Origin of the sequence: Hoeflea sp. 108, from assembly GCF_000372965.1 — a bacterium.
In the GTDB taxonomy this organism is placed as follows: domain Bacteria; phylum Pseudomonadota; class Alphaproteobacteria; order Rhizobiales; family Rhizobiaceae; genus Aminobacter.
Genome location: NZ_KB890024.1, coordinates 1,973,946 through 1,991,451, shown reverse-complemented (window position 1 = coordinate 1,991,451; position 17,506 = coordinate 1,973,946). Strand labels below are relative to the sequence as shown.

The following is a 17,506-nucleotide window of genomic DNA, read 5'->3' as shown; positions in this document are numbered from 1 at the left end:
TCCGGGACAATCTCAACCTCACCTGACGAAGGGCGGCATCGGCGCATGAAGTCTCTGCGGATTCTGGCGGCAACGGCCGCGGTCATCGGCCTCGCCGCCTGCAATTCCGGTCCGAAGACGCCGCCGCCGGCAGCGTCCGGGAAGAGCGCCTCGCTGCGCTCCATGGAACAGGTCGCGATCGCGGCGCACAAGTGCTGGTTCGCCAGCAAGGATCCGGCCTTCAAGAAGTACCAGATGGCCAACGAGCTCAACAATTTCGGCGGCACGCCGCGCTTCCTGTTGGTACCTGCCAAGCAGTACGGCGCCCGCCCGCTGCTGGTCGTACAGGCACAAGGCAATTCTAGCCAGGTCCAGGTCTTCGGCCCGCTCATGGATGAGACGCTCGGCAGCCGCATCACGTCCGACATCAACCGCTGGCGCACGGGCGACGCGTCCTGCGGCGCTGCGGCCTGAGGCCGCTCCTCACTGAAAAAAGGGTGGAGGCACAGGGGCGCGCCTCCACCTAAACCGGACCGTCCGTGGGTCGTGACGATCCGCGACCATGGGAGTGGTCAATCGTAGAAGGGGCGCAGACCTTCGCGATAAGCGTCGCAGCGCGAAATTCCGATATCGGCGAGCTGCTCGTCGGTGAGTTCCAGCAGGCTCAGCCGGGTGCGCCGGCGCTCCATGCAGCGCCCCAGCCATCTGATCATACGAAGCGGAGCCACAGTCAGAACGCCAAGCGCGCCGCGCTTCTGCTGACCAGATGCTCCTATGGCGCCTCCGCCAATTGCATCTATTGTACTCATTTCATTGATCCGAATTGTAGCTATTGATGACGAACAATGCTATGAATTGACTCAGATGTGATGACAATATAGGAATTGTCACCATGACAATTTGGCTTCCCGACCTTTCATCCGGCTCCGGCCCGCTCTATCTGCGCTTGGCCGAACGCATCGAGAATGACATCGACAGCGGCGTGCTTGCCTCAGGCGCCAAGCTGCCGCCGCAGCGTAATCTCGCCTACGACATCGGCGTGACCATCGGCACCGTGGGGCGGGCCTATGCGCTGCTGCGCGAACGCGGGCTGGTCAGCGGCGAAGTCGGGCGCGGCACCTATGTGCTGGAGCGAGGCGGTAGCCAGCCGGCCCTCAGTGCACCGCCGACTCTGGCTCATGAGGGATCGCGCACGATCGAGGCGCCATCCGGCAAGCTGCATTTCGACAGCACCGCAGCCCCAAATGTCGACCAAGGCGGTACAATCGAGACAATCCTCGCAGCAATCAGTCGGGACAATCCCGACGACATGACGAGCTACACCAGGACCTTTCCGGAGCACTGGTTCGAGGCGGGCAGTACATGGCTGTCGCGCAATGGCTTTCGTCCTGCCCCCGACACGATCGTGCCGACACTCGGCGCGCATGCGGCAGTCGTCGCGACCATCGCTGCACTGACGCAGCCGGGCGACCACATCCTGTTCGAACATGTGACCTACACCCAGATCGCCCGAAGCGCCGGGCTGATCGGCCGGCGCATGGCACTGGTCAATTCGGACGCAGATGGCGTCGATCCCGACGATTTCGAGGCGGTTTGCGCCCAGAAGCACCCCAAACTGGCCTTCCTGATGCCGACGGCACAGAACCCCACATGCGTGACCATGCCGAGCGAGCGGCGTGCTGCGATCGCCGCAATCGCCAGGAAATACAATGTGCTTCTGGTCGAGGACGATCTCTATGGCGCCCTGACCGACGACCGCACGCCGCTCCTGGCCGAGTTCGCGCCGGAGCGTGTCATCGTTGTCGGCGGGCTGTCCAAGTCGGTGGCCGCGGGCGTGCGCGGCGGCTGGGTTTCGTGCCCGGCGCACTTCCGCCACAGCATCCGCGTCGCCCACAAGATGGTAACCGGCGGCATGCCGTTCCTGCTGGCCGAACTATGCGCCCAATTGGTGCTGTCGGGCGATGCCGCCGCCATTCGTGCGCGCGCGATTGCCGAGATCAATTGGCGTCTGGATGCCGTGCGCAAGGCGCTGGGCGGTTATGATTTCAACATCAATCCCAACATCCCCTTCATCTGGCTGGCGCTGCCGGAACCGTGGAACTCGGGCACATTCAAGAATGCGGCCTATGGCCAGGGCGTACTGGTCGATGACGAGGACGAGTTCAAGGCGGGGCGCTCGGACCAGGTGTTCCACCGGGTCAGGATAGGCGTTTCGGCGCCGCGCACGCGTGCCGAGGTCGACATGGGACTGGCCAAGCTTCGCCGGCTGCTCGACGAAGGGGATGCCGGCTACGACAGTTTCGGCTGAGGCCGAGCGGATGCCGTACCGCCGAAGGGCCGTTTTCTGCCCATAAAGGATGACTTTCTGGCCTTTGGCGGTATATCCCGGGCCAATCATGGGCTATGGAGCCACCAACGCCTCCCCCAACGGATTCTGCGATCTACGATGACCATTCAGAATGACGTGAAGATCACCGGCGAGCTCATCGCCGCGCATGGCCTGAAGCCAGACGAATATCAGCGGATACTCGACCTCGTCGGACGCGAACCTACCTTCACCGAGCTCGGCATCTTCTCGGCCATGTGGAACGAGCACTGCTCCTACAAGTCGTCGAAGAAGTGGCTGCGCACGCTGCCGACCAAGGGCGACGTCGTCATCCAGGGCCCCGGCGAAAATGCCGGCGTGGTCGACATCGGCGACGGCGACTGCGTCGTCTTCAAGATGGAGAGCCACAACCACCCCTCCTATATCGAGCCCTATCAAGGCGCTGCGACCGGCGTCGGCGGCATCCTGCGCGACGTCTTCACCATGGGCGCCCGCCCCGTCGCCTCGATGAATGCGCTCCGCTTCGGCGCGCCCAGCCATCCCAAGACCCGCCACCTGGTGTCGGGCGTGGTTGCCGGCGTCGGCGGCTACGGCAATGCCTTCGGCGTGCCGACCGTAGGCGGCGAAGTGAATTTCGACGCTCGCTACAACGGCAACATCCTGGTCAATGCCTTTGCCGCCGGTCTCGCCAAGACCGATGGCATCTTCCTGTCGCAGGCCAAGGGCGTCGGCCTGCCGGTCGTCTATCTCGGCGCCAAGACCGGCCGTGACGGTGTCGGCGGCGCGACCATGGCCTCGGCCGAATTCGACGACAAGATCGACGAAAAGCGCCCGACCGTCCAGGTCGGCGATCCGTTCACCGAAAAGTGCCTGCTCGAAGCCTGCCTCGAACTGATGGCCTCGGGCGCTGTCATCGCCATCCAGGACATGGGTGCGGCCGGCCTCACCTGCTCGGCCGTCGAGATGGGCGCCAAGGGCGACCTCGGCATCGAGCTCGACCTCGACAAGGTACCGGTGCGCGAAGAGCGCATGAGCGCCTATGAGATGATGCTGTCGGAGAGCCAGGAGCGCATGCTCATGGTGCTGCGTCCTGAAAAGGAAGAAGAAGCCGAGGCGATCTTCGTCAAGTGGGGCCTCGACTTCGCCATCGTCGGCAAGACCACCGACGACCTGCGTTTCCGCGTCATCCACCAGGGCGTCGAGGTTGCCAACCTGCCGATCAAGGAACTCGGCGACGAAGCGCCCGAATATGACCGTCCGTGGGTCGAGCCGGCCAAGCGCGCGCCGCTTGCCGCCGACGACGTGCCGCAGGCCGATGTCACCGACGCACTCATCAAGATGCTCGACGGCCCCGACCTGTCGTCGCGCCGCTGGGTCTACGAGCAGTACGACACGATGATCCAGGGCAACTCGCTGCAGCGCCCCGGGGGCGACGCCGGCGTGGTGCGCGTCGAGGGTCACGAGACCAAGGCACTGGCCTTCTCGTCCGACGTGACGCCGCGCTATTGCGAGGCCGATCCCTATGAAGGCGGCAAGCAGGCAGTTGCCGAATGCTGGCGCAACCTGACCGCCACCGGCGCCCTGCCGCTGGCCGCCACCGACAACCTAAACTTCGGCAATCCCGAACGCCCCGAGATCATGGGCCAGTTCGTCAAGGCCGTCACCGGCATCGGCGACGCGTGCCGCGCGCTCGGCTTTCCGATCGTGTCGGGCAACGTGTCGCTCTACAACGAGACCAACGGGCAAGGAATCCTGCCGACACCGACCATCGGTGGCGTCGGCCTGATCGACGACTGGTCGAAGATGGCCAAGGCCTGCTTTGCCAAAGAGGGTGAAGTGATCCTTCTGGTCGGCGGCCCGGCCACATGGGGCACGCATCTCGCCCAGTCGATCTACATGCGCGACATCCACGGTCGCACCGACGGCCCGCCGCCTGAAGTCGACCTCGAGCATGAGAAGAAGGTCGGCGACTTCGTCCGCAAGCTGATCCGCAACGGCACGGCCACCGCCGTGCACGACCTCTCGGATGGCGGCCTTGCGGTCGCACTGGCCGAGATGGCGATAGCCTCAGGCATCGGTGCTGTCGTTCCTGGTCTGAGCGGCACCAACCCGATCCCGGTGTTCTTCGGCGAAGACCAGGGCCGCTACCTGGTCACCGTCAAGCTTGACCCCAAGTCGGCCGAGATGCAGGAATTGTGGAATGAAGCCAAGGCGCTCGGCATCCACGCACCGTGGATCGGAACGACTGGTGGCAAGGAACTGAAGCTGGGCGAGGCACGGGCCGTGACGATCGACGAGTTGACCTCGGCTCACGAATCCTGGTTCCCTCGCTTCATGAACAACTGAGCGGGAACTCAAAAATGGCAATGGACGCACACGACATTGAACGGCTGATCAAGGAAGGCATTCCGGGTGCCCGGGTGACCATCCGCGATCTCGCCGGCGACGGCGATCACTACGCCGCCGAGGTCGTGTCGGAAAGCTTCCGTGGCAAGAGCCGCGTGCAGCAGCACCAGATGGTCTACGACGCATTGAAGGGCAACATGGGCGGGGTGCTGCATGCTCTCGCCCTGCAGACCAGCGTGCCGGAGTAGAAAAAGATGTCAGGCGCGACTTCTCGGACACCTGGTCGGAGAATGTCGCGTCTCCTGGTGCTCGTTCCCTGTTTAGCTGTCGCCCTGACAGATGCCAGCAGGGCCCAGCAGTCGACAGACTATGAGGCGATTGCTGCGGCGCGGCAGTTTTTCGCCAAGTTCGACCGTGGCGACTTCGCTGGCGCCTACCTGCACTTCTCCAAGCAGACCCAGGCAGTGATCGGTTACCGCACCTGGCTTGCCTCATCGGCGACGACCGATCCGGTCCAGCAAAGACGTTTCACAAAAACCGTTACCTATGAACAGCCTGAAGGACGTCTTGTCGCCGTAGAGTTCGACGGTATGTCCGCGGCGGGCGACAAAGAATGCGGTTACGTCGTTGTCGACAGCATCGGCCTGATTGTGAATGTCGACAGCACCAGAATACCGGCCGCAATCCTGAAAAGCGCTGCCAAAGAAGACCTTCAGAAACTTGCCTCATTGCCTGGCTGCAGTTGAGACCCGAATTTCGCATCCGGCCAGACGCTCAACGAGCAAATCTCATGTCTGAAGACGAACAGGTCGCGCGCCGCGCCTACTCCACCTTTGCCGAGCGCTATGATGCGGCCGCACCTACCAAGCCGCACAACGCGCTCTACGAGCGCCCGGCCTCGCTGGCCCTGCTCGGTGACGTCGCCGGGCTGGACGTGGTCGATGCCGGCTGCGGCTCCGGCATCTGCGCGGAAAAGCTGGCGCGCGGCAGAGCGCGGGTCCACGCCTTCGACATCACGCCCGAAATGCTTGAACTGGCGCGGAAACGCTGCGCCGGTCTCGACGTCGATTTCCACGAAGGCGATCTTGCCAAGCCGCTGCACTGGCTGGCAAGCAACAGCACCGATGCGATCCTGTGTTCGCTGGCGCTGGACTATGTGCAGGAACTCGGCCCCGTCTTCTCCGAGTTCCACCGCATTGGCCGAAGTGGCTGCCGGCTGATCTTTTCGATGGGCCATCCGATGCGCGACTGGGCCGACCAGCGCACGCGGGGCGATGCCAGCTACTTCGCCACCAATCTGTGGGGCATGCATTGGGGCGGCTTCGGTGCGCCGAACCCATATGTGCAATCGTACCGACGGCCGCTGCAGGACATACTCAACGGCCTTGCCGATGCCGGCTGGAGGCTCGACCGTTTCGTCGAGCCGCTGCCCGTGCCTGAGATGGCGTCCGTCGATCCCCAGCACTTCGCAGAATTGAGCCTCTCGCCTGCCTTCATCTGCGTTAGGGCCTTCAAATAGGTCAATGTCTCGACATTGGCAGAACGGTCTTCTATTCATCGACGATACAAATCGAAACACGAAGTGTGGGCTCAATGTCGCTGATTTCCGATCTCGTGCAGGGTGTCGTCGATGGCGCGCTCAAGGATATACTGAAGAAGACCTCAGGCACCTCGAAGCGGGCACGCCGGCGCAAACGCACGGTTTCGTCGAGCTCGTCGACGCTGCGCCAGATCGAGAAGCTTTTGAGGCCAGCCAAGAAGCAGACGAGCCGCAAGCGCACGGTGCGTTCGCGCTCGAAGGTACGCCGCAGCGCCTGAACGCCGCCTTGCCAGCCGCTTGACGACGTCAGATCGGCAAAAGCGGCATGCCCTGCCCGCCCCTGTCGGGATGCGGCATTGCAAGGCTTGGAAAGCTCGACTGTTGCAACCACATAGTGGCAAGTGCTAGCAGTCTAGCGGATATTGCCGGCTACGACAGAGTCCGGCTAGGTTTGAGGTTTTGGGCCCATGAGCGGAATCAACGAATACATCGACAGTGAAGTGAAGAGCCAGGACGTCGTGCTGTTCATGAAAGGCACGCCCGGCTTTCCGCAGTGCGGCTTTTCCGGTCAGGTCGTGCAAATCCTCGACTATCTCGGCGTCGACTACAAAGGCGTCAACGTCCTGACCTCGAACGACCTTCGCCAGGGCATCAAGGACTATTCCAACTGGCCGACCATTCCCCAGCTCTACGTCAAGGGCGAGTTTGTCGGCGGCTGCGATATCATCCGCGAGATGTTCCAGGCTGGAGAACTGCAGTCGTTCCTCCAGGAGAAGGGCGTGAGCGTCAAGGGCGCCGCCTGATCACCTGAGAAGACCATCGGCTCCGGTCCATTCGGGGCTCATCGCATTTTGAGAATGCGCCGGATTCCCGGCGCATTTTCGTTTGGACCGAAAATCGATATGGAACCGAAAAACACCGACGACGTGATCGACGCACTGTTTCCCCTTCCGCGCTGGGAATTCATCGCGATCTGCGCCGCACTGATGGCGGTCAACGCGCTTGCCATCGACATCATGCTGCCGGCCTTGCAGCAGATCGGCGCCAGCCTTGGCGTCGAGAGCGAAAACCACCGGCAGTTCGTCATTACCGCCTATGTCGCCGGCATGGGCCTGGCGCTGTTGTTCTACGGACCGGCATCCGATCGTTTCGGCCGGCGCGGCCCGCTGCTGTTCGGCCTCAGCATCTACATTCTCGCGGCCTTCGCCGCGGCGTTTGCACCGTCCTTCGAGATCCTGCTGGTGCTGCGCTTCATCCAGGGTATCGGTGCGGCCTCGACGCGCGTGATCGCCATTTCCATCGTGCGCGACCGTTACGGCGGCCGGCAGATGGCCGAGATCATGTCGCTGGTGTTCATGGTATTCATGATCATCCCGGTTCTTGCACCCGGCATCGGCCAGCTCATCATGCTGTTTTCCGAATGGCACATGATCTTCGTGGTCATGTCGGTGACCGCACTTGCGATCACCGCCTGGACGGCGCTGCGCATGCCCGAGACCATGCATCCGCAGGATCGGCGGCCGCTGAGCCTGATGTCGATCGTCAACGGCTTCCGCATCGTGCTGACGACGCGCGTGTCGCTGTTCTACACGCTGGCCTCGATGATCATCTTCGGGTCGCTGCTTGGCTTCATCAACTCGGCCCAGCAGGTCTATGTCGGCATCTACGGGCTGGGCGTGTGGTTCCCGCTGGTCTTCGCGGCGATCGCAGCGATGATGTCGGTGTCGTCGTTCCTGAACTCGCGCCTGGTGATCAAGCTCGGCATGCGCCGACTGTCGCATGGCGCACTGCTCGGCTTCACGGTCGTGAGCGCCATCTGGTTCGCCTGGTCGCTGACTGGCTGGGTACCCTTCCCCGTCTTCGTGGTGTTGTTTGCGGCGGCAATGTTCCAGTTCGGCTGGATCGGCTCGAACTTCAACGCTATCGCCATGGAGCCGCTTGGCCACATCGCGGGCACGGCGTCGTCGGTGCAGAGCTTCATGCAGACGGTGGGCGGCGGCCTGATCGGCGCCTTCATCGGCCAGTCGTTCGACGGCACGGTGATGCCGCTGGCGCTGGGTTACGTCAGCGTCGCATTGCTGGGTCTGGTGATGGTGCTGATCGCCGAGCGCGGCAAGCTGTTCAGCGCACCGGGAGCTCCGGCAAAGCCGCACTAACCTTTTCAGCATACCAAAACAAAACCCCATCCCGAGACATCGGGGTGGGGTTTTTCTTTTCAGCAGGGCCGTGGCGGACCGATCGTCGGTCAGGCGCCGCCCAGGGACAGCGTAGCAAAGTCGAAGAGTTTGCGGTCGAGCATATGTGAGGCCCTGACATTGCCGAGCGCGCGAATCATGGTGTCCTTGCGGCCCGGCATCTTGCGTTCGATGTCGTCGAGCATCGCCTTCATGGCGTTGCGCTGAAGGCCCTCCTGGCTGCCGCAGAGGTCGCAGGGAATGATCGGGAACTTCATGGCGTCGGCGAACTTCGCCATGTCGGCCTCGGCGCAGAAGGCGAGCGGCCGAAGCACCATGACGTCGCCCTCATCGTTGAGCAGCTTGGGCGGCATGGCGGCGAGACGGCCGCCATGGAACAGGTTCATGAAGAAGGTCTCGAGGATGTCCTCGCGGTGATGGCCGAGCACCAGCGACGAGCAGCCCTCCTCGCGCGCGATGCGATAGAGATGGCCGCGCCTCAGCCTGGAGCACAGCGAACAATAGGTGCTGCCCTCCGAAATCTTGTCGGTGACGATCGAATAGGTGTCGCGATACTCGATGCGGTGAGCGATGCCGTTGGCGTCGAGATAGTCGGGCAGCACGTTCTTCGGGAAATTCGGCTGGCCCTGGTCGAGATTGCAGGCAAGCAGTTCGACCGGCAGCAGGCCGCGCCATTTGAGGTCAAGCAGGACAGCGAGCAGGCCGTAAGAGTCCTTGCCGCCCGACAGGGCCACCAGCCAGCGTTCGCCCGGCTTTGCCATGGCGTAATCTTCTATGGCCTGGCGCGCCTGCCGTAGCAGCCGCTTCCGCAGCTTGTTGAATTCCACCGACGAGGGAGCATCGCGATAGAGCGGGAAGTTCACCTCTTCCGGCTCGGCCAGTGCGTCCTGTTCGTGAATGCCCATCGGCCCGTCCTTCAAATCCGCTGGAGCCGCACGCGCGGCAACTGCATGTCTGCTGCGGTATTTCGCAAAATCCTGCGCCGCGCAAGACGCCGAGGCCAAGACAGAAACCCAAACGAAAAGAGCGGCCGTTGCCGGCCGCTCTCTTGAATTCGATGCTGAACCCGTGAGGGATTAGCGCGAATAGAATTCGACGACGAGGTTCGGTTCCATCTGGACTGCGAACGGAACGTCCGACAGGCCGGGAACGCGAGCGAAGGTGGCGACCATCTTGTTGTGGTCGACTTCGATGTAGTCGGGAACGTCACGCTCGGCGAGAGCGACGGCCTCGAGAACGATAACCAGCTGCTTCGACTTCTCGCGGACTTCGATCACGTCGCCAGCCTTGCAGCGGTAGGACGAGATGTTGGTGCGCTTGCCGTTGACGTTGACGTGGCCGTGGTTGACGAACTGACGGGCCGCGAAAATGGTCGGCACGAACTTGGCGCGGTAGACGACCGCATCCAGACGCGACTCGAGCAGGCCGATCAGGTTCTCAGAGGTGTCGCCCTTGCGGCGGTTGGCCTCTTCGTAGGTCTTGCGGAACTGCTTTTCCGACACGTCACCGTAGTGACCCTTCAGCTTCTGCTTGGCGCGCAGCTGCAGACCGAAGTCCGAGAGCTTGCCCTTGCGACGCTGACCGTGCTGGCCGGGGCCGTATTCACGCTTGTTGACCGGGGACTTCGGACGGCCCCAGATGTTCTCGCCAAGACGGCGATCAATTTTGTACTTAGCGGATTCGCGCTTGCTCATCGCATTCCCTTTCAAAACAATACACTCGAAACCTCGTGTTTCGAGTGAAGGAAACGCGCCCTCCTCTGGCCTCCGTTTTCGAGACCTGACAGGACCTTCCACGCACGCATTGCGGAAAAGGCCCACGGGACACGTCAAATGAAACACCGGGCTTTTCGGCCCGGCGTTGGCGGCTAACTAGGGGAAACAGCCCTGGATGTCAACGCCTGGGCCGGCAGCCGGCTCATTTCGCATCATGGAAGATGATGCCGAGCGTGAAGCGCTCGCCGGAGCGAATGCGGCTGACGCCGTGGCGCATCTTTACCCTGTAATCGCCCCGGCTTCCAGCTTTCGGCCTATCGTTGACGGCAAACAGCGCGCCACAGCCCATGTGCAGCGGCACGACCTCGGCGCGTGACTGCATGCGGGGGCGCTGCTCGGTCATGACCAATTCGCCGCCGTCGAACTCCTCGCCAGGTTCGCTCAGCAGAATCACCAGCTGAACCGGGAACAGATGAGTGCCGTACACATCTTGATGCAGGCAATTGTAGTCGTCGGCGCCATATTTGAGCAGCAGTGGCGTCGGCCTGGTCTGGCCGTCGGCATGACATTCGGCCAGGAAGGCATCGAGATCCGGCGGATAGCGCGTGGCGATGCCCATGCGCTCGTTCCACCTGCTAGCGAAAGGTGCAAGGCGCTCGTAGAAGCCATGGCGCAGCGCCGAGATCATGTCGGGTAGCGGATCGGCGAAATACTTGTACTCGCCCGAGCCGAAGCCGTGGCGCTGCATGACGATGCGGCTGCGGAAATGTCCGTCGCCATCGTAGAGCCCGCGTAGCGCGCGGCAGGTTTCGCGATCCAGCAATGGCCCTGTCAAAGCGGTGCCGAACTCATCGAGCTCGGCAAGCACACGCGGCCAATCAACGTTCTCGGCTATGGCGTTGGGCGGGATGATGCGTGTGACTTCCATCTGCTTGCTCCTTCTTTGGAGCCCGGAGACTAGGAGCACACGCCGCGCCACGCATTCCGATTCCTGCAGCGCTCAGCTTGCCTGATCGAAGGCTTCGCGGGCGCCGCGCATCTGGTCGCGGTTGGCGGCGGCCCAGCTGCCGAGCGCGCCGATGGGCACGGCGATCGACTGGCCAAGCTCGGTGAGGCCGTATTCCACCTCGGGCGGGGTGGTCGGGCGCACGGTTCGGCGCACCAGGCCATCACGCTCGAGCGAGCGCAAGGTCACCGTCAGCATGCGCTGGGAGATGCCCTCGATCGAGCGCTTCAGCGCATTGAAGCGCACCGGCTGCTCCTGGAGATTGATGATGACCAGGATGCTCCAGGTGTCGCCGACACGGTCGAGTACTTCACGGATCGGACAATTGCGCCCATCGCTGGCGAAACCCGGCGTGGTGTGCAGCAGCGGAACCAGCGTGTCGGTGCCGGCGTTTTGCCCGACAGGTTTGGTCGAGGCGTTCATGCGGTTCTCTCGGGGTAACCTGGGCACAAAATCATGCGTTCTTTTCGGCCCGTTTCATCGAAGCTATATAGTTATCATTGGTAACCTGATTACAGATTATACCCTCGATGCCATTCCAAGGCAAAGCGGGTGGAATGGAGAAAATCATGAAAATCGCTCTCATCGGCGCATCCGGCTTCGTCGGCAATGCCGTGCTCAAGGAAGCCGTATCGCGCGGCAACAAGGTTACGGCCATCGTCCGCAATCCGGCGAAGGTAGCAACGCTCGACGGCGTCACCGCTGTGAAGGCGGACGTTACCGACATCCCGGCGCTCAAGGCGACCATCGCCGATGCCGACATCGTCATCTCCGCCTTCAACGGCGGGTGGGGCGATCCTGATATCTATGCCAAGCACAGCACCGGCTCGAAGGCCATCATCGAAGCCGTCAAGGCGGCCGGCAAGCGCGTGGTCGTGGTCGGTGGCGCCGGCAGCCTCGAAATCGACGGCAAGCAGCTGGTGGACGGTCCGGACTTCCCTGCCGCCTACAAGGATGGCGCCCGCGCCGCCCGCGACGCGCTGGCGGCGCTGCGCAAGGAGACAGGGTTCCAATGGTCGTTCATCTCGCCAGCCATCATGATGGCGCCGGGCGAACGCACCGGCAAGTTCCGCCTCGGCGGCGACCAGCCGGTGTTCGACGCCGGCGGCCAGAGCCACATCTCGGTCGAGGATTTCGCCGTTGCCGTTGTCGATGAGGCCGAGCACCCAGTTCATACCGGCAAACGCTTTACACTGGGCTACTGAGCCAGCGCTGCCGGAGCTATCGGTGCATCCGAACGGATGCACCGCACCCTAGTGTTTGGCCTTATGCTCCGGCAGGCCCTTGTGCTTGGTCTGGGCGAATTCCTCGAGTTCCTTTTCGGTCATCGATTCATACATTTCCTTCGACGCACCGAAGAGTTCGTTCTTGTTGATTTCGCCGCGCTTGGCAGCGAGGGCCGCGCCAGCGGCCTTCTGCTGGGCTCTGGAAGTGGCGGGCATTGCATTGGCCTCCCTCGGCTGGTTCAACATAGAAGGTCAACGCAAGGCCGTATCCGAGAGTTCCACAGCCACCATATCAAACCGGCACCAATCCTCTAACACTCTGTAATCATTGTATTTATAACAATTCTAAGGTGTCAATTTAACTTGACACACCCCATCACCTTTCTATCCTGATGCCATTCCCTGCCCGGCCGGGCGGACGTTGGCAGGGGCAAGAAGGTCGAAGCCATGCTCCTTTCCCGCACAACATTCGCAATCCTCGCAACGGGGCTGCTCGTCGCTTCCGGCGGCCTCTCGCATGCCGCAACCGATGCAACTTCGTTCACGATCACCATCAAGGACCACCGCTTCAAGCCGCAGAGCGTGACAGTTCCCGCCGGAAAGGAATTCGACCTTGTGGTCGTCAACGACGATCCGACGGCGGAGGAATTCGAAAGCAACGACTTCCATGTCGAGAAGGTCGTGGCCGGCGGCAAGCAGATCACGCTGCATGTCGGACCACTGTCGGCCGGAAGCTACGGCTTCTTCGGTGACAGGCACAAGGAAACCGCGCTCGGCAATCTGTTTGCGGAGTGAACCGATGCTCTCGACTTTCGTCATTGTCTTTCGCGAGACGCTCGAAGCAGCGCTGATCGTCTCGATCGTTTTGGCGGCTAGCAAAGGCATTGCGGGGCGAACCGGTTGGGTGGCGGGCGGCGTGGTGGCAGGCCTTGCCGGCGCTGCGATCGTCGCCTTCTTCGCCAGCGGCCTGTCGGACCTGTTCGACGGCAACGGCACCGAACTGTTCAACGCCACGATCCTGCTCGTCGCCGTCGCGATGCTTGCCTGGCACCAGATCTGGATGAGCGCCCATGCAGCCGAGCTGGCCGGTCATAGCCGCGCCGTCGGCGAAGCGGTCAAGGAAGGCTCGCGACCGCTGTCGGCGCTGGCGATCATCTGCGCGGTTGCCGTGCTGCGCGAAGGTTCGGAGACGGTGCTGTTTCTCTATGGCATCGCCATCGACGGCGAATATGGCCTGGCACCCATGCTGCAAGGCGGATTGCTCGGCGTAGGTGCGGCGGCACTTGTGGGCACGCTGTTTTATGCCGGGCTGCTGCGCGTGCCGCTGAAGCAGATTTTTCGCGTTACCGGCGTCATAATTATCCTGCTGGCGGCCGGGCTCGCCGCGCAGGCCGCGGCCTTCCTGGTCCAGGCCGGCGTGCTTCCGCCACTCGGCTACGACATCTGGAACACGTCGGAAATCCTGCCGCAGACAAACGCGATCGGCTTCCTGCTGCACATACTGGTCGGCTATGTGGCGCGGCCCGAGGGCATTCAGATCGCCGCTTATGTGGCGACGATACTGGTGATCCTGTCGGCATCGGCGATGGTCAGGCGCACCGCGGCCTAGCGACCAGCCTGGGAGCGTGCTTATAGGGCGGTCAGCTCAGGCCAGGCTGAGCCCGAAGCCCTGTATCAGCCGCACCGTTGCGAAATGCGGCTTGCCCGAGGTGAAAATGGCAATGTCGCGGCCGAAGCCCGGTGCCTCATCCCGCAACGAGCCTTCCCTCGGCTTGAGCAGCGACTGGGCGCGGCGGGCGATGGCCTCGGCCGGATCGATCCAGTCGACCGGCCAGGGTGCGGTCTTGCGCATGCGGTTGACCAGGAAGGGATAGTGCGTGCAGGCGAGCACCACGATGTCGGTGCGCCGCCCGTCCTGCTCGACGAAGCACGGGGCGATTTCTTCCGCCACCGCCTGCTCGTCAACGAAGCCCTCGCGCATGTAGATCTCGGCGAGTTCGGCCAGCCGATGGCTTCCGACGAGGCGGACATGGCATTTCGATGCCCATTGGGTGATGAGGTCGCGGGTGTATTGCCGTTTCACCGTGCCGGGCGTCGCCAGCACCGAAACATGGCCCGAGCGCGTGCGCTCCGCCGCGGGTTTGATCGCCGGTACCGTGCCGACGAAGGAATGCCCGGGAAAGCGCTCGCGGATCGCCTCGATGACCAGTGTCGAGGCCGTGTTGCACGGGATGACCGACAGCTCCGGCTTGAAGCGTTCGAGCAGTTCGGCGAACAGACTGAGGATGCGCTCCTTCAGCGCCGGCTCCTCCCAATTGCCATAAGGAAAGGCGGCATCGTCCGCGACATAGACGAAGCGCCGATCAGGCATCAGCACGCGCGCCTCGCGCAGCACGGTCAATCCACCGATGCCCGAATCGAACATCAGGATCGGGCGGTCAGTCATTGTCGAGTCCCTTGCCGCCGACAGGCGGGATGTCATCTTCATCACCGCCTGCGCTGCCGGAATGAACGGCATTATCGACCTTCGCCTTGCGCTCCGGGTAGCCGGCGCCACGCGGCTCCTTGGGCGAGAAATAGTCGAGCGAGGCCACAACACCGCGCAGCACCTTGAGTTCGGGCTCGTGAAAACCGGCGCGGGTCAAGACGGCGCGCAGATTGTCCACCATCTTGGGCTTCTTGGTTGCCGGGCGGAAATAGCCGCGCGATTCGAGCGCCGCTTCGAGATGATCGAACAAGCCCTGCAGCTGCTGCTTGGTGGCGGGCGCCATCTCGGGACCGGAGAAATTGGTCTGGGTCTCACTCTCCAGGCCCGACTTCATCCACTCATAGGACATGAGCAGCACCGCCTGGGCGATGTTGAGCGAAGAAAAGCCGGGATCGACGGGAAAGGTGACGATCTCGTCGGCGAGGCCCACTTCTTCATTGTAGAGGCCGAAACGCTCGCGCCCGAACATGATGCCGGTGCGCTGGCCCGAAACGCTGCGCGCCCTGAGCGCCCTGCCCGCCTCGACCGGGCCGCGGACTTCCTTGAAGCCGTCGCGTTCGCGCGCCGTGGTAGCGAAGACGAAGTTGAGGTCGGCGAGTGCCGAGGCTAGGTCGGGGAACACAGCGACGGCATCGACGACATGGTCGGCGCGGCTTGCGGCTGCGCGGGCCTTCTCGTTCGGCCAACCATCGCGCGGATTGACGAGCCTGAGCTCGGCGAGCCCGAAATTGGCCATGGCGCGCGCCACCATGCCGATGTTTTCGCCGAGCTGCGGCTCGACCAGGATGATGACGGGCATTGCTGACGGCGAGGCTTCAGTGGCTGACATGGATGCGATTGAACCAAAAATTGCGACTTTTGCGCGTCCCTGACATATTTGCGCGCGAAAATGAAGTTCCGGTAAGGAACCAGCATGGCCGACGACCTCGCGGAACGCATCAGACATGCCATTGGCGAAGACCCCAATGTCGGCGAAATCAGGATGTTCGGCGGCACCTGCTTCACGCTCAACGGCAACATGCTGGTGGGCACGCTGAAGGATGGCGCATTGCTTGCGCGCGTCGGCGACGAGCAGGAGCCTGCGGCACTTGCCATGCCCGGCGCGAAGCGGATGGATTTCACCGGCCGCGAGATGAAGGGCTTCATCATGGTCGACGCCGTTGAGCTCGACGACACAGCACTCGGGCAATGGATCGCCATGGCTTCGCGCTTTGTCGGACCGATGCCGCCCAAGAAGAAAAAATGACGCCCAAAACTGCGACCAGGGGCGTCGCAGGCAGGCGTGTTCATACAATGTCAGCGGACAGGCCGAAGGTCGCAATCGCAATCATTTGCGCGCTCCGATTCGCTTTGGTATAGGGGCCGCACTCCCAATCGTGAACCCTCCGGGACCGGCTGGTTCCAGGCAAAAAGAGGCATTTTCCAAATGGCGAAGATCAAGGTGGCCAAGCCCGTCGTCGAGCTCGACGGCGATGAGATGACCCGCATCATCTGGCAGTTCATCAAGGACAAGCTGATCCACCCCTATCTCGACATCGACCTGGAATATTACGACCTCGGCATCGAGCACCGCGACGCCACCAACGACCAGGTGACGATCGACGCCGCCAACGCCATCAACAAGCACGGCGTCGGCGTTAAATGCGCGACCATTACGCCCGACGAACAGCGCGTCGAAGAGTTCAAGCTCAAGAAGATGTGGAAGTCGCCCAACGGCACGATCCGCAACATCCTCGGCGGGACCATCTTCCGCGAGCCGATCATCATGAAGAACGTCCCGCGCCTGGTGCCGGGCTGGACCAAGCCGATCATCGTCGGCCGTCACGCCTTCGGCGACCAATACAAGGCGACCGATTTCAAATTCCCGGGCAAGGGCAAGCTGTCGATCAAGTTCGTCGGCGACGACGGCCAGGTGATCGAGCACGACGTGTTCGACGCGCCGGGCGCCGGCGTGGCGATGGCCATGTACAACCTCGACGAGTCGATCCGCGAATTCGCCCGCGCCTCGCTGAACTACGGCCTGCTGCGCAACTATCCGGTCTATCTGTCGACCAAGAACACCATCCTCAAGGCCTATGATGGCCGCTTCAAGGACATCTTCCAGGATGTCTACGAGAAGGAATTCGAGGCCGAGTTCAAGGCGCGCAAGCTCTGGTACGAACACCGCCTCATCGACGACATGGTGGCCTCGAGCCTGAAGTGGTCGGGCGGCTACGTCTGGGCATGCAAGAACTACGACGGCGACGTGCAGTCGGACACCGTGGCGCAGGGCTTCGGCTCGCTCGGCCTGATGACCTCGGTGCTGATGACGCCTGACGGCAAGACCGTGGAAGCGGAAGCCGCCCACGGCACCGTGACGCGCCACTACCGCCAGCACCAGAAGGGCGAAGAAACCTCGACCAACTCGATCGCATCGATCTTCGCCTGGACCCGCGGTCTGGCCCACCGCGCCAAGCTCGACGACAACGCCGAGCTGAAGCGCTTCGCCGAAACGCTGGAGCGCGTCTGCATCCAGACCGTCGAAAGCGGCTTCATGACCAAGGATCTGTCGCTGCTGATCGGCCCCGACCAGCCCTGGCTGTCGACCACCGGCTTCCTCGACAAGATCGACGAGAACCTGCAGAAGGCGATGGGCTGATCTGCCTGTCGGTATTGAAGCAAAAAGGGCCCCGGAGCGATCCGGGG

General features: G+C 62.6%; 22 protein-coding genes. 14 read left to right on the top strand and 8 right to left on the bottom strand.

Annotated elements, in window-relative coordinates; translation table 11 throughout:
• The first annotated feature begins 45 nt into the window (after positions 1-45).
• Positions 46-453 carry a hypothetical protein gene (locus B015_RS0109635; protein ID WP_018427482.1) on the top strand — a complete coding sequence of 136 codons (408 nt, stop codon included), beginning with the start codon at positions 46-48 and terminating at the stop codon, positions 451-453.
• 98 nt (positions 454-551) lie between these two features.
• On the opposite strand, the gene B015_RS0109630 is transcribed toward B015_RS0109635, so the two are convergent.
• Positions 552-788: a DUF1127 domain-containing protein gene (locus B015_RS0109630; protein ID WP_040456120.1), complete on the bottom strand. Its 237-nt coding sequence runs from the start codon at positions 786-788 to the stop codon at positions 552-554.
• A gap of 83 nt (positions 789-871) precedes the next feature.
• Here B015_RS0109630 and B015_RS0109625 point away from each other — a divergent pair, with 83 nt between their 5' ends.
• The 8 genes from B015_RS0109625 (at position 872) to B015_RS0109590 (ending at position 8,347) form a co-directional block, all read left to right on the top strand.
• Positions 872-2,287 (top strand): PLP-dependent aminotransferase family protein, encoded by a 1,416-nt coding sequence (locus tag B015_RS0109625; RefSeq protein ID WP_018427480.1) that lies wholly within the window; start codon positions 872-874, stop codon positions 2,285-2,287.
• A gap of 138 nt (positions 2,288-2,425) precedes the next feature.
• Positions 2,426-4,651, top strand: a complete 2,226-nt coding sequence (gene purL, locus B015_RS0109620) for a phosphoribosylformylglycinamidine synthase subunit PurL (RefSeq protein WP_018427479.1) — start codon at positions 2,426-2,428, stop codon at positions 4,649-4,651.
• Between the two features lie 14 nt (positions 4,652-4,665).
• Positions 4,666-4,899, top strand: a complete 234-nt coding sequence (locus tag B015_RS0109615) for a BolA family transcriptional regulator (protein WP_026227082.1) — start codon at positions 4,666-4,668, stop codon at positions 4,897-4,899.
• Positions 4,900-4,941: 42 nt separating this feature from the next.
• Positions 4,942-5,397, top strand: a complete 456-nt coding sequence (locus tag B015_RS0109610) for a hypothetical protein (protein WP_018427477.1) — start codon at positions 4,942-4,944, stop codon at positions 5,395-5,397.
• Between the two features lie 44 nt (positions 5,398-5,441).
• A complete protein-coding gene (locus B015_RS0109605) occupies positions 5,442-6,170 on the top strand; it encodes a class I SAM-dependent methyltransferase (RefSeq protein WP_018427476.1) in 729 nt (242 codons plus the stop codon).
• Between the two features lie 74 nt (positions 6,171-6,244).
• A complete protein-coding gene (locus tag B015_RS0109600) occupies positions 6,245-6,469 on the top strand; it encodes a hypothetical protein (protein ID WP_018427475.1) in 225 nt (74 codons plus the stop codon).
• Positions 6,470-6,658: 189 nt separating this feature from the next.
• Entirely contained in the window at positions 6,659-6,994 is a 336-nt protein-coding gene (grxD, locus tag B015_RS0109595; RefSeq protein WP_018427474.1) for a Grx4 family monothiol glutaredoxin, read from the top strand.
• Between the two features lie 99 nt (positions 6,995-7,093).
• Entirely contained in the window at positions 7,094-8,347 is a 1,254-nt protein-coding gene (locus B015_RS0109590; RefSeq protein WP_018427473.1) for a multidrug effflux MFS transporter, read from the top strand.
• 89 nt (positions 8,348-8,436) lie between these two features.
• Here the strand turns inward: B015_RS0109590 and ttcA are convergent, their stop codons facing one another.
• From ttcA to B015_RS0109570, 4 genes are all read right to left on the bottom strand, one after another.
• A complete protein-coding gene (ttcA, locus tag B015_RS0109585) occupies positions 8,437-9,291 on the bottom strand; it encodes a tRNA 2-thiocytidine(32) synthetase TtcA (protein WP_018427472.1) in 855 nt (284 codons plus the stop codon).
• Between the two features lie 171 nt (positions 9,292-9,462).
• Complete coding sequence (rpsD, locus tag B015_RS0109580; RefSeq protein WP_018427471.1) at positions 9,463-10,080, bottom strand: 30S ribosomal protein S4; 618 nt, start codon at positions 10,078-10,080, stop codon at positions 9,463-9,465.
• A gap of 223 nt (positions 10,081-10,303) precedes the next feature.
• Positions 10,304-11,029, bottom strand: a complete 726-nt coding sequence (locus tag B015_RS0109575; protein WP_018427470.1) for a 2OG-Fe(II) oxygenase — start codon at positions 11,027-11,029, stop codon at positions 10,304-10,306.
• 72 nt (positions 11,030-11,101) lie between these two features.
• The gene (locus tag B015_RS0109570) at positions 11,102-11,530 is read right to left on the bottom strand and encodes a helix-turn-helix domain-containing protein (RefSeq protein ID WP_018427469.1); all 429 of its coding nucleotides are present in this window, start codon (positions 11,528-11,530) and stop codon (positions 11,102-11,104) included.
• Between the two features lie 143 nt (positions 11,531-11,673).
• On the opposite strand from B015_RS0109570, the gene B015_RS0109565 reads away from it, so the two are divergent.
• Positions 11,674-12,312, top strand: coding sequence for an NAD(P)-dependent oxidoreductase (locus tag B015_RS0109565; RefSeq protein ID WP_040456636.1), 639 nt, complete (start codon positions 11,674-11,676; stop codon positions 12,310-12,312).
• 48 nt (positions 12,313-12,360) lie between these two features.
• Here B015_RS0109565 and B015_RS0109560 read toward each other — a convergent pair whose 3' ends face one another.
• Positions 12,361-12,549 (bottom strand): DUF3008 family protein, encoded by a 189-nt coding sequence (locus tag B015_RS0109560; RefSeq protein WP_026227078.1) that lies wholly within the window; start codon positions 12,547-12,549, stop codon positions 12,361-12,363.
• A 231-nt stretch (positions 12,550-12,780) separates the two neighbouring features.
• Here B015_RS0109560 and B015_RS0109555 point away from each other — a divergent pair, with 231 nt between their 5' ends.
• Together B015_RS0109555 and B015_RS0109550 are read left to right on the top strand one after the other, a co-directional pair.
• Positions 12,781-13,128, top strand: coding sequence for a cupredoxin domain-containing protein (locus tag B015_RS0109555; protein ID WP_018427466.1), 348 nt, complete (start codon positions 12,781-12,783; stop codon positions 13,126-13,128).
• A 4-nt stretch (positions 13,129-13,132) separates the two neighbouring features.
• Positions 13,133-13,942: an FTR1 family protein gene (locus B015_RS0109550; protein WP_018427465.1), complete on the top strand. Its 810-nt coding sequence runs from the start codon at positions 13,133-13,135 to the stop codon at positions 13,940-13,942.
• 36 nt (positions 13,943-13,978) lie between these two features.
• Here B015_RS0109550 and murI read toward each other — a convergent pair whose 3' ends face one another.
• Together murI and B015_RS0109540 are read right to left on the bottom strand one after the other, a co-directional pair.
• Positions 13,979-14,779: a glutamate racemase gene (murI, locus tag B015_RS0109545; RefSeq protein ID WP_018427464.1), complete on the bottom strand. Its 801-nt coding sequence runs from the start codon at positions 14,777-14,779 to the stop codon at positions 13,979-13,981.
• Positions 14,772-15,650, bottom strand: a complete 879-nt coding sequence (locus B015_RS0109540; protein ID WP_026227076.1) for an RNA methyltransferase — start codon at positions 15,648-15,650, stop codon at positions 14,772-14,774. Before B015_RS0109540 ends, murI begins: the two co-directional genes overlap by 8 nt.
• A gap of 84 nt (positions 15,651-15,734) precedes the next feature.
• On the opposite strand from B015_RS0109540, the gene B015_RS0109535 reads away from it, so the two are divergent.
• Both B015_RS0109535 and B015_RS0109530 read left to right on the top strand, forming a co-directional pair.
• On the top strand, positions 15,735-16,067 hold the full coding sequence (locus B015_RS0109535) for a TfoX/Sxy family protein (protein ID WP_018427462.1): 333 nt from the start codon (positions 15,735-15,737) through the stop codon (positions 16,065-16,067).
• Between the two features lie 180 nt (positions 16,068-16,247).
• A complete protein-coding gene (locus B015_RS0109530) occupies positions 16,248-17,459 on the top strand; it encodes an NADP-dependent isocitrate dehydrogenase (protein WP_018427461.1) in 1,212 nt (403 codons plus the stop codon).
• Positions 17,460-17,506: the final 47 nt, after the last annotated feature.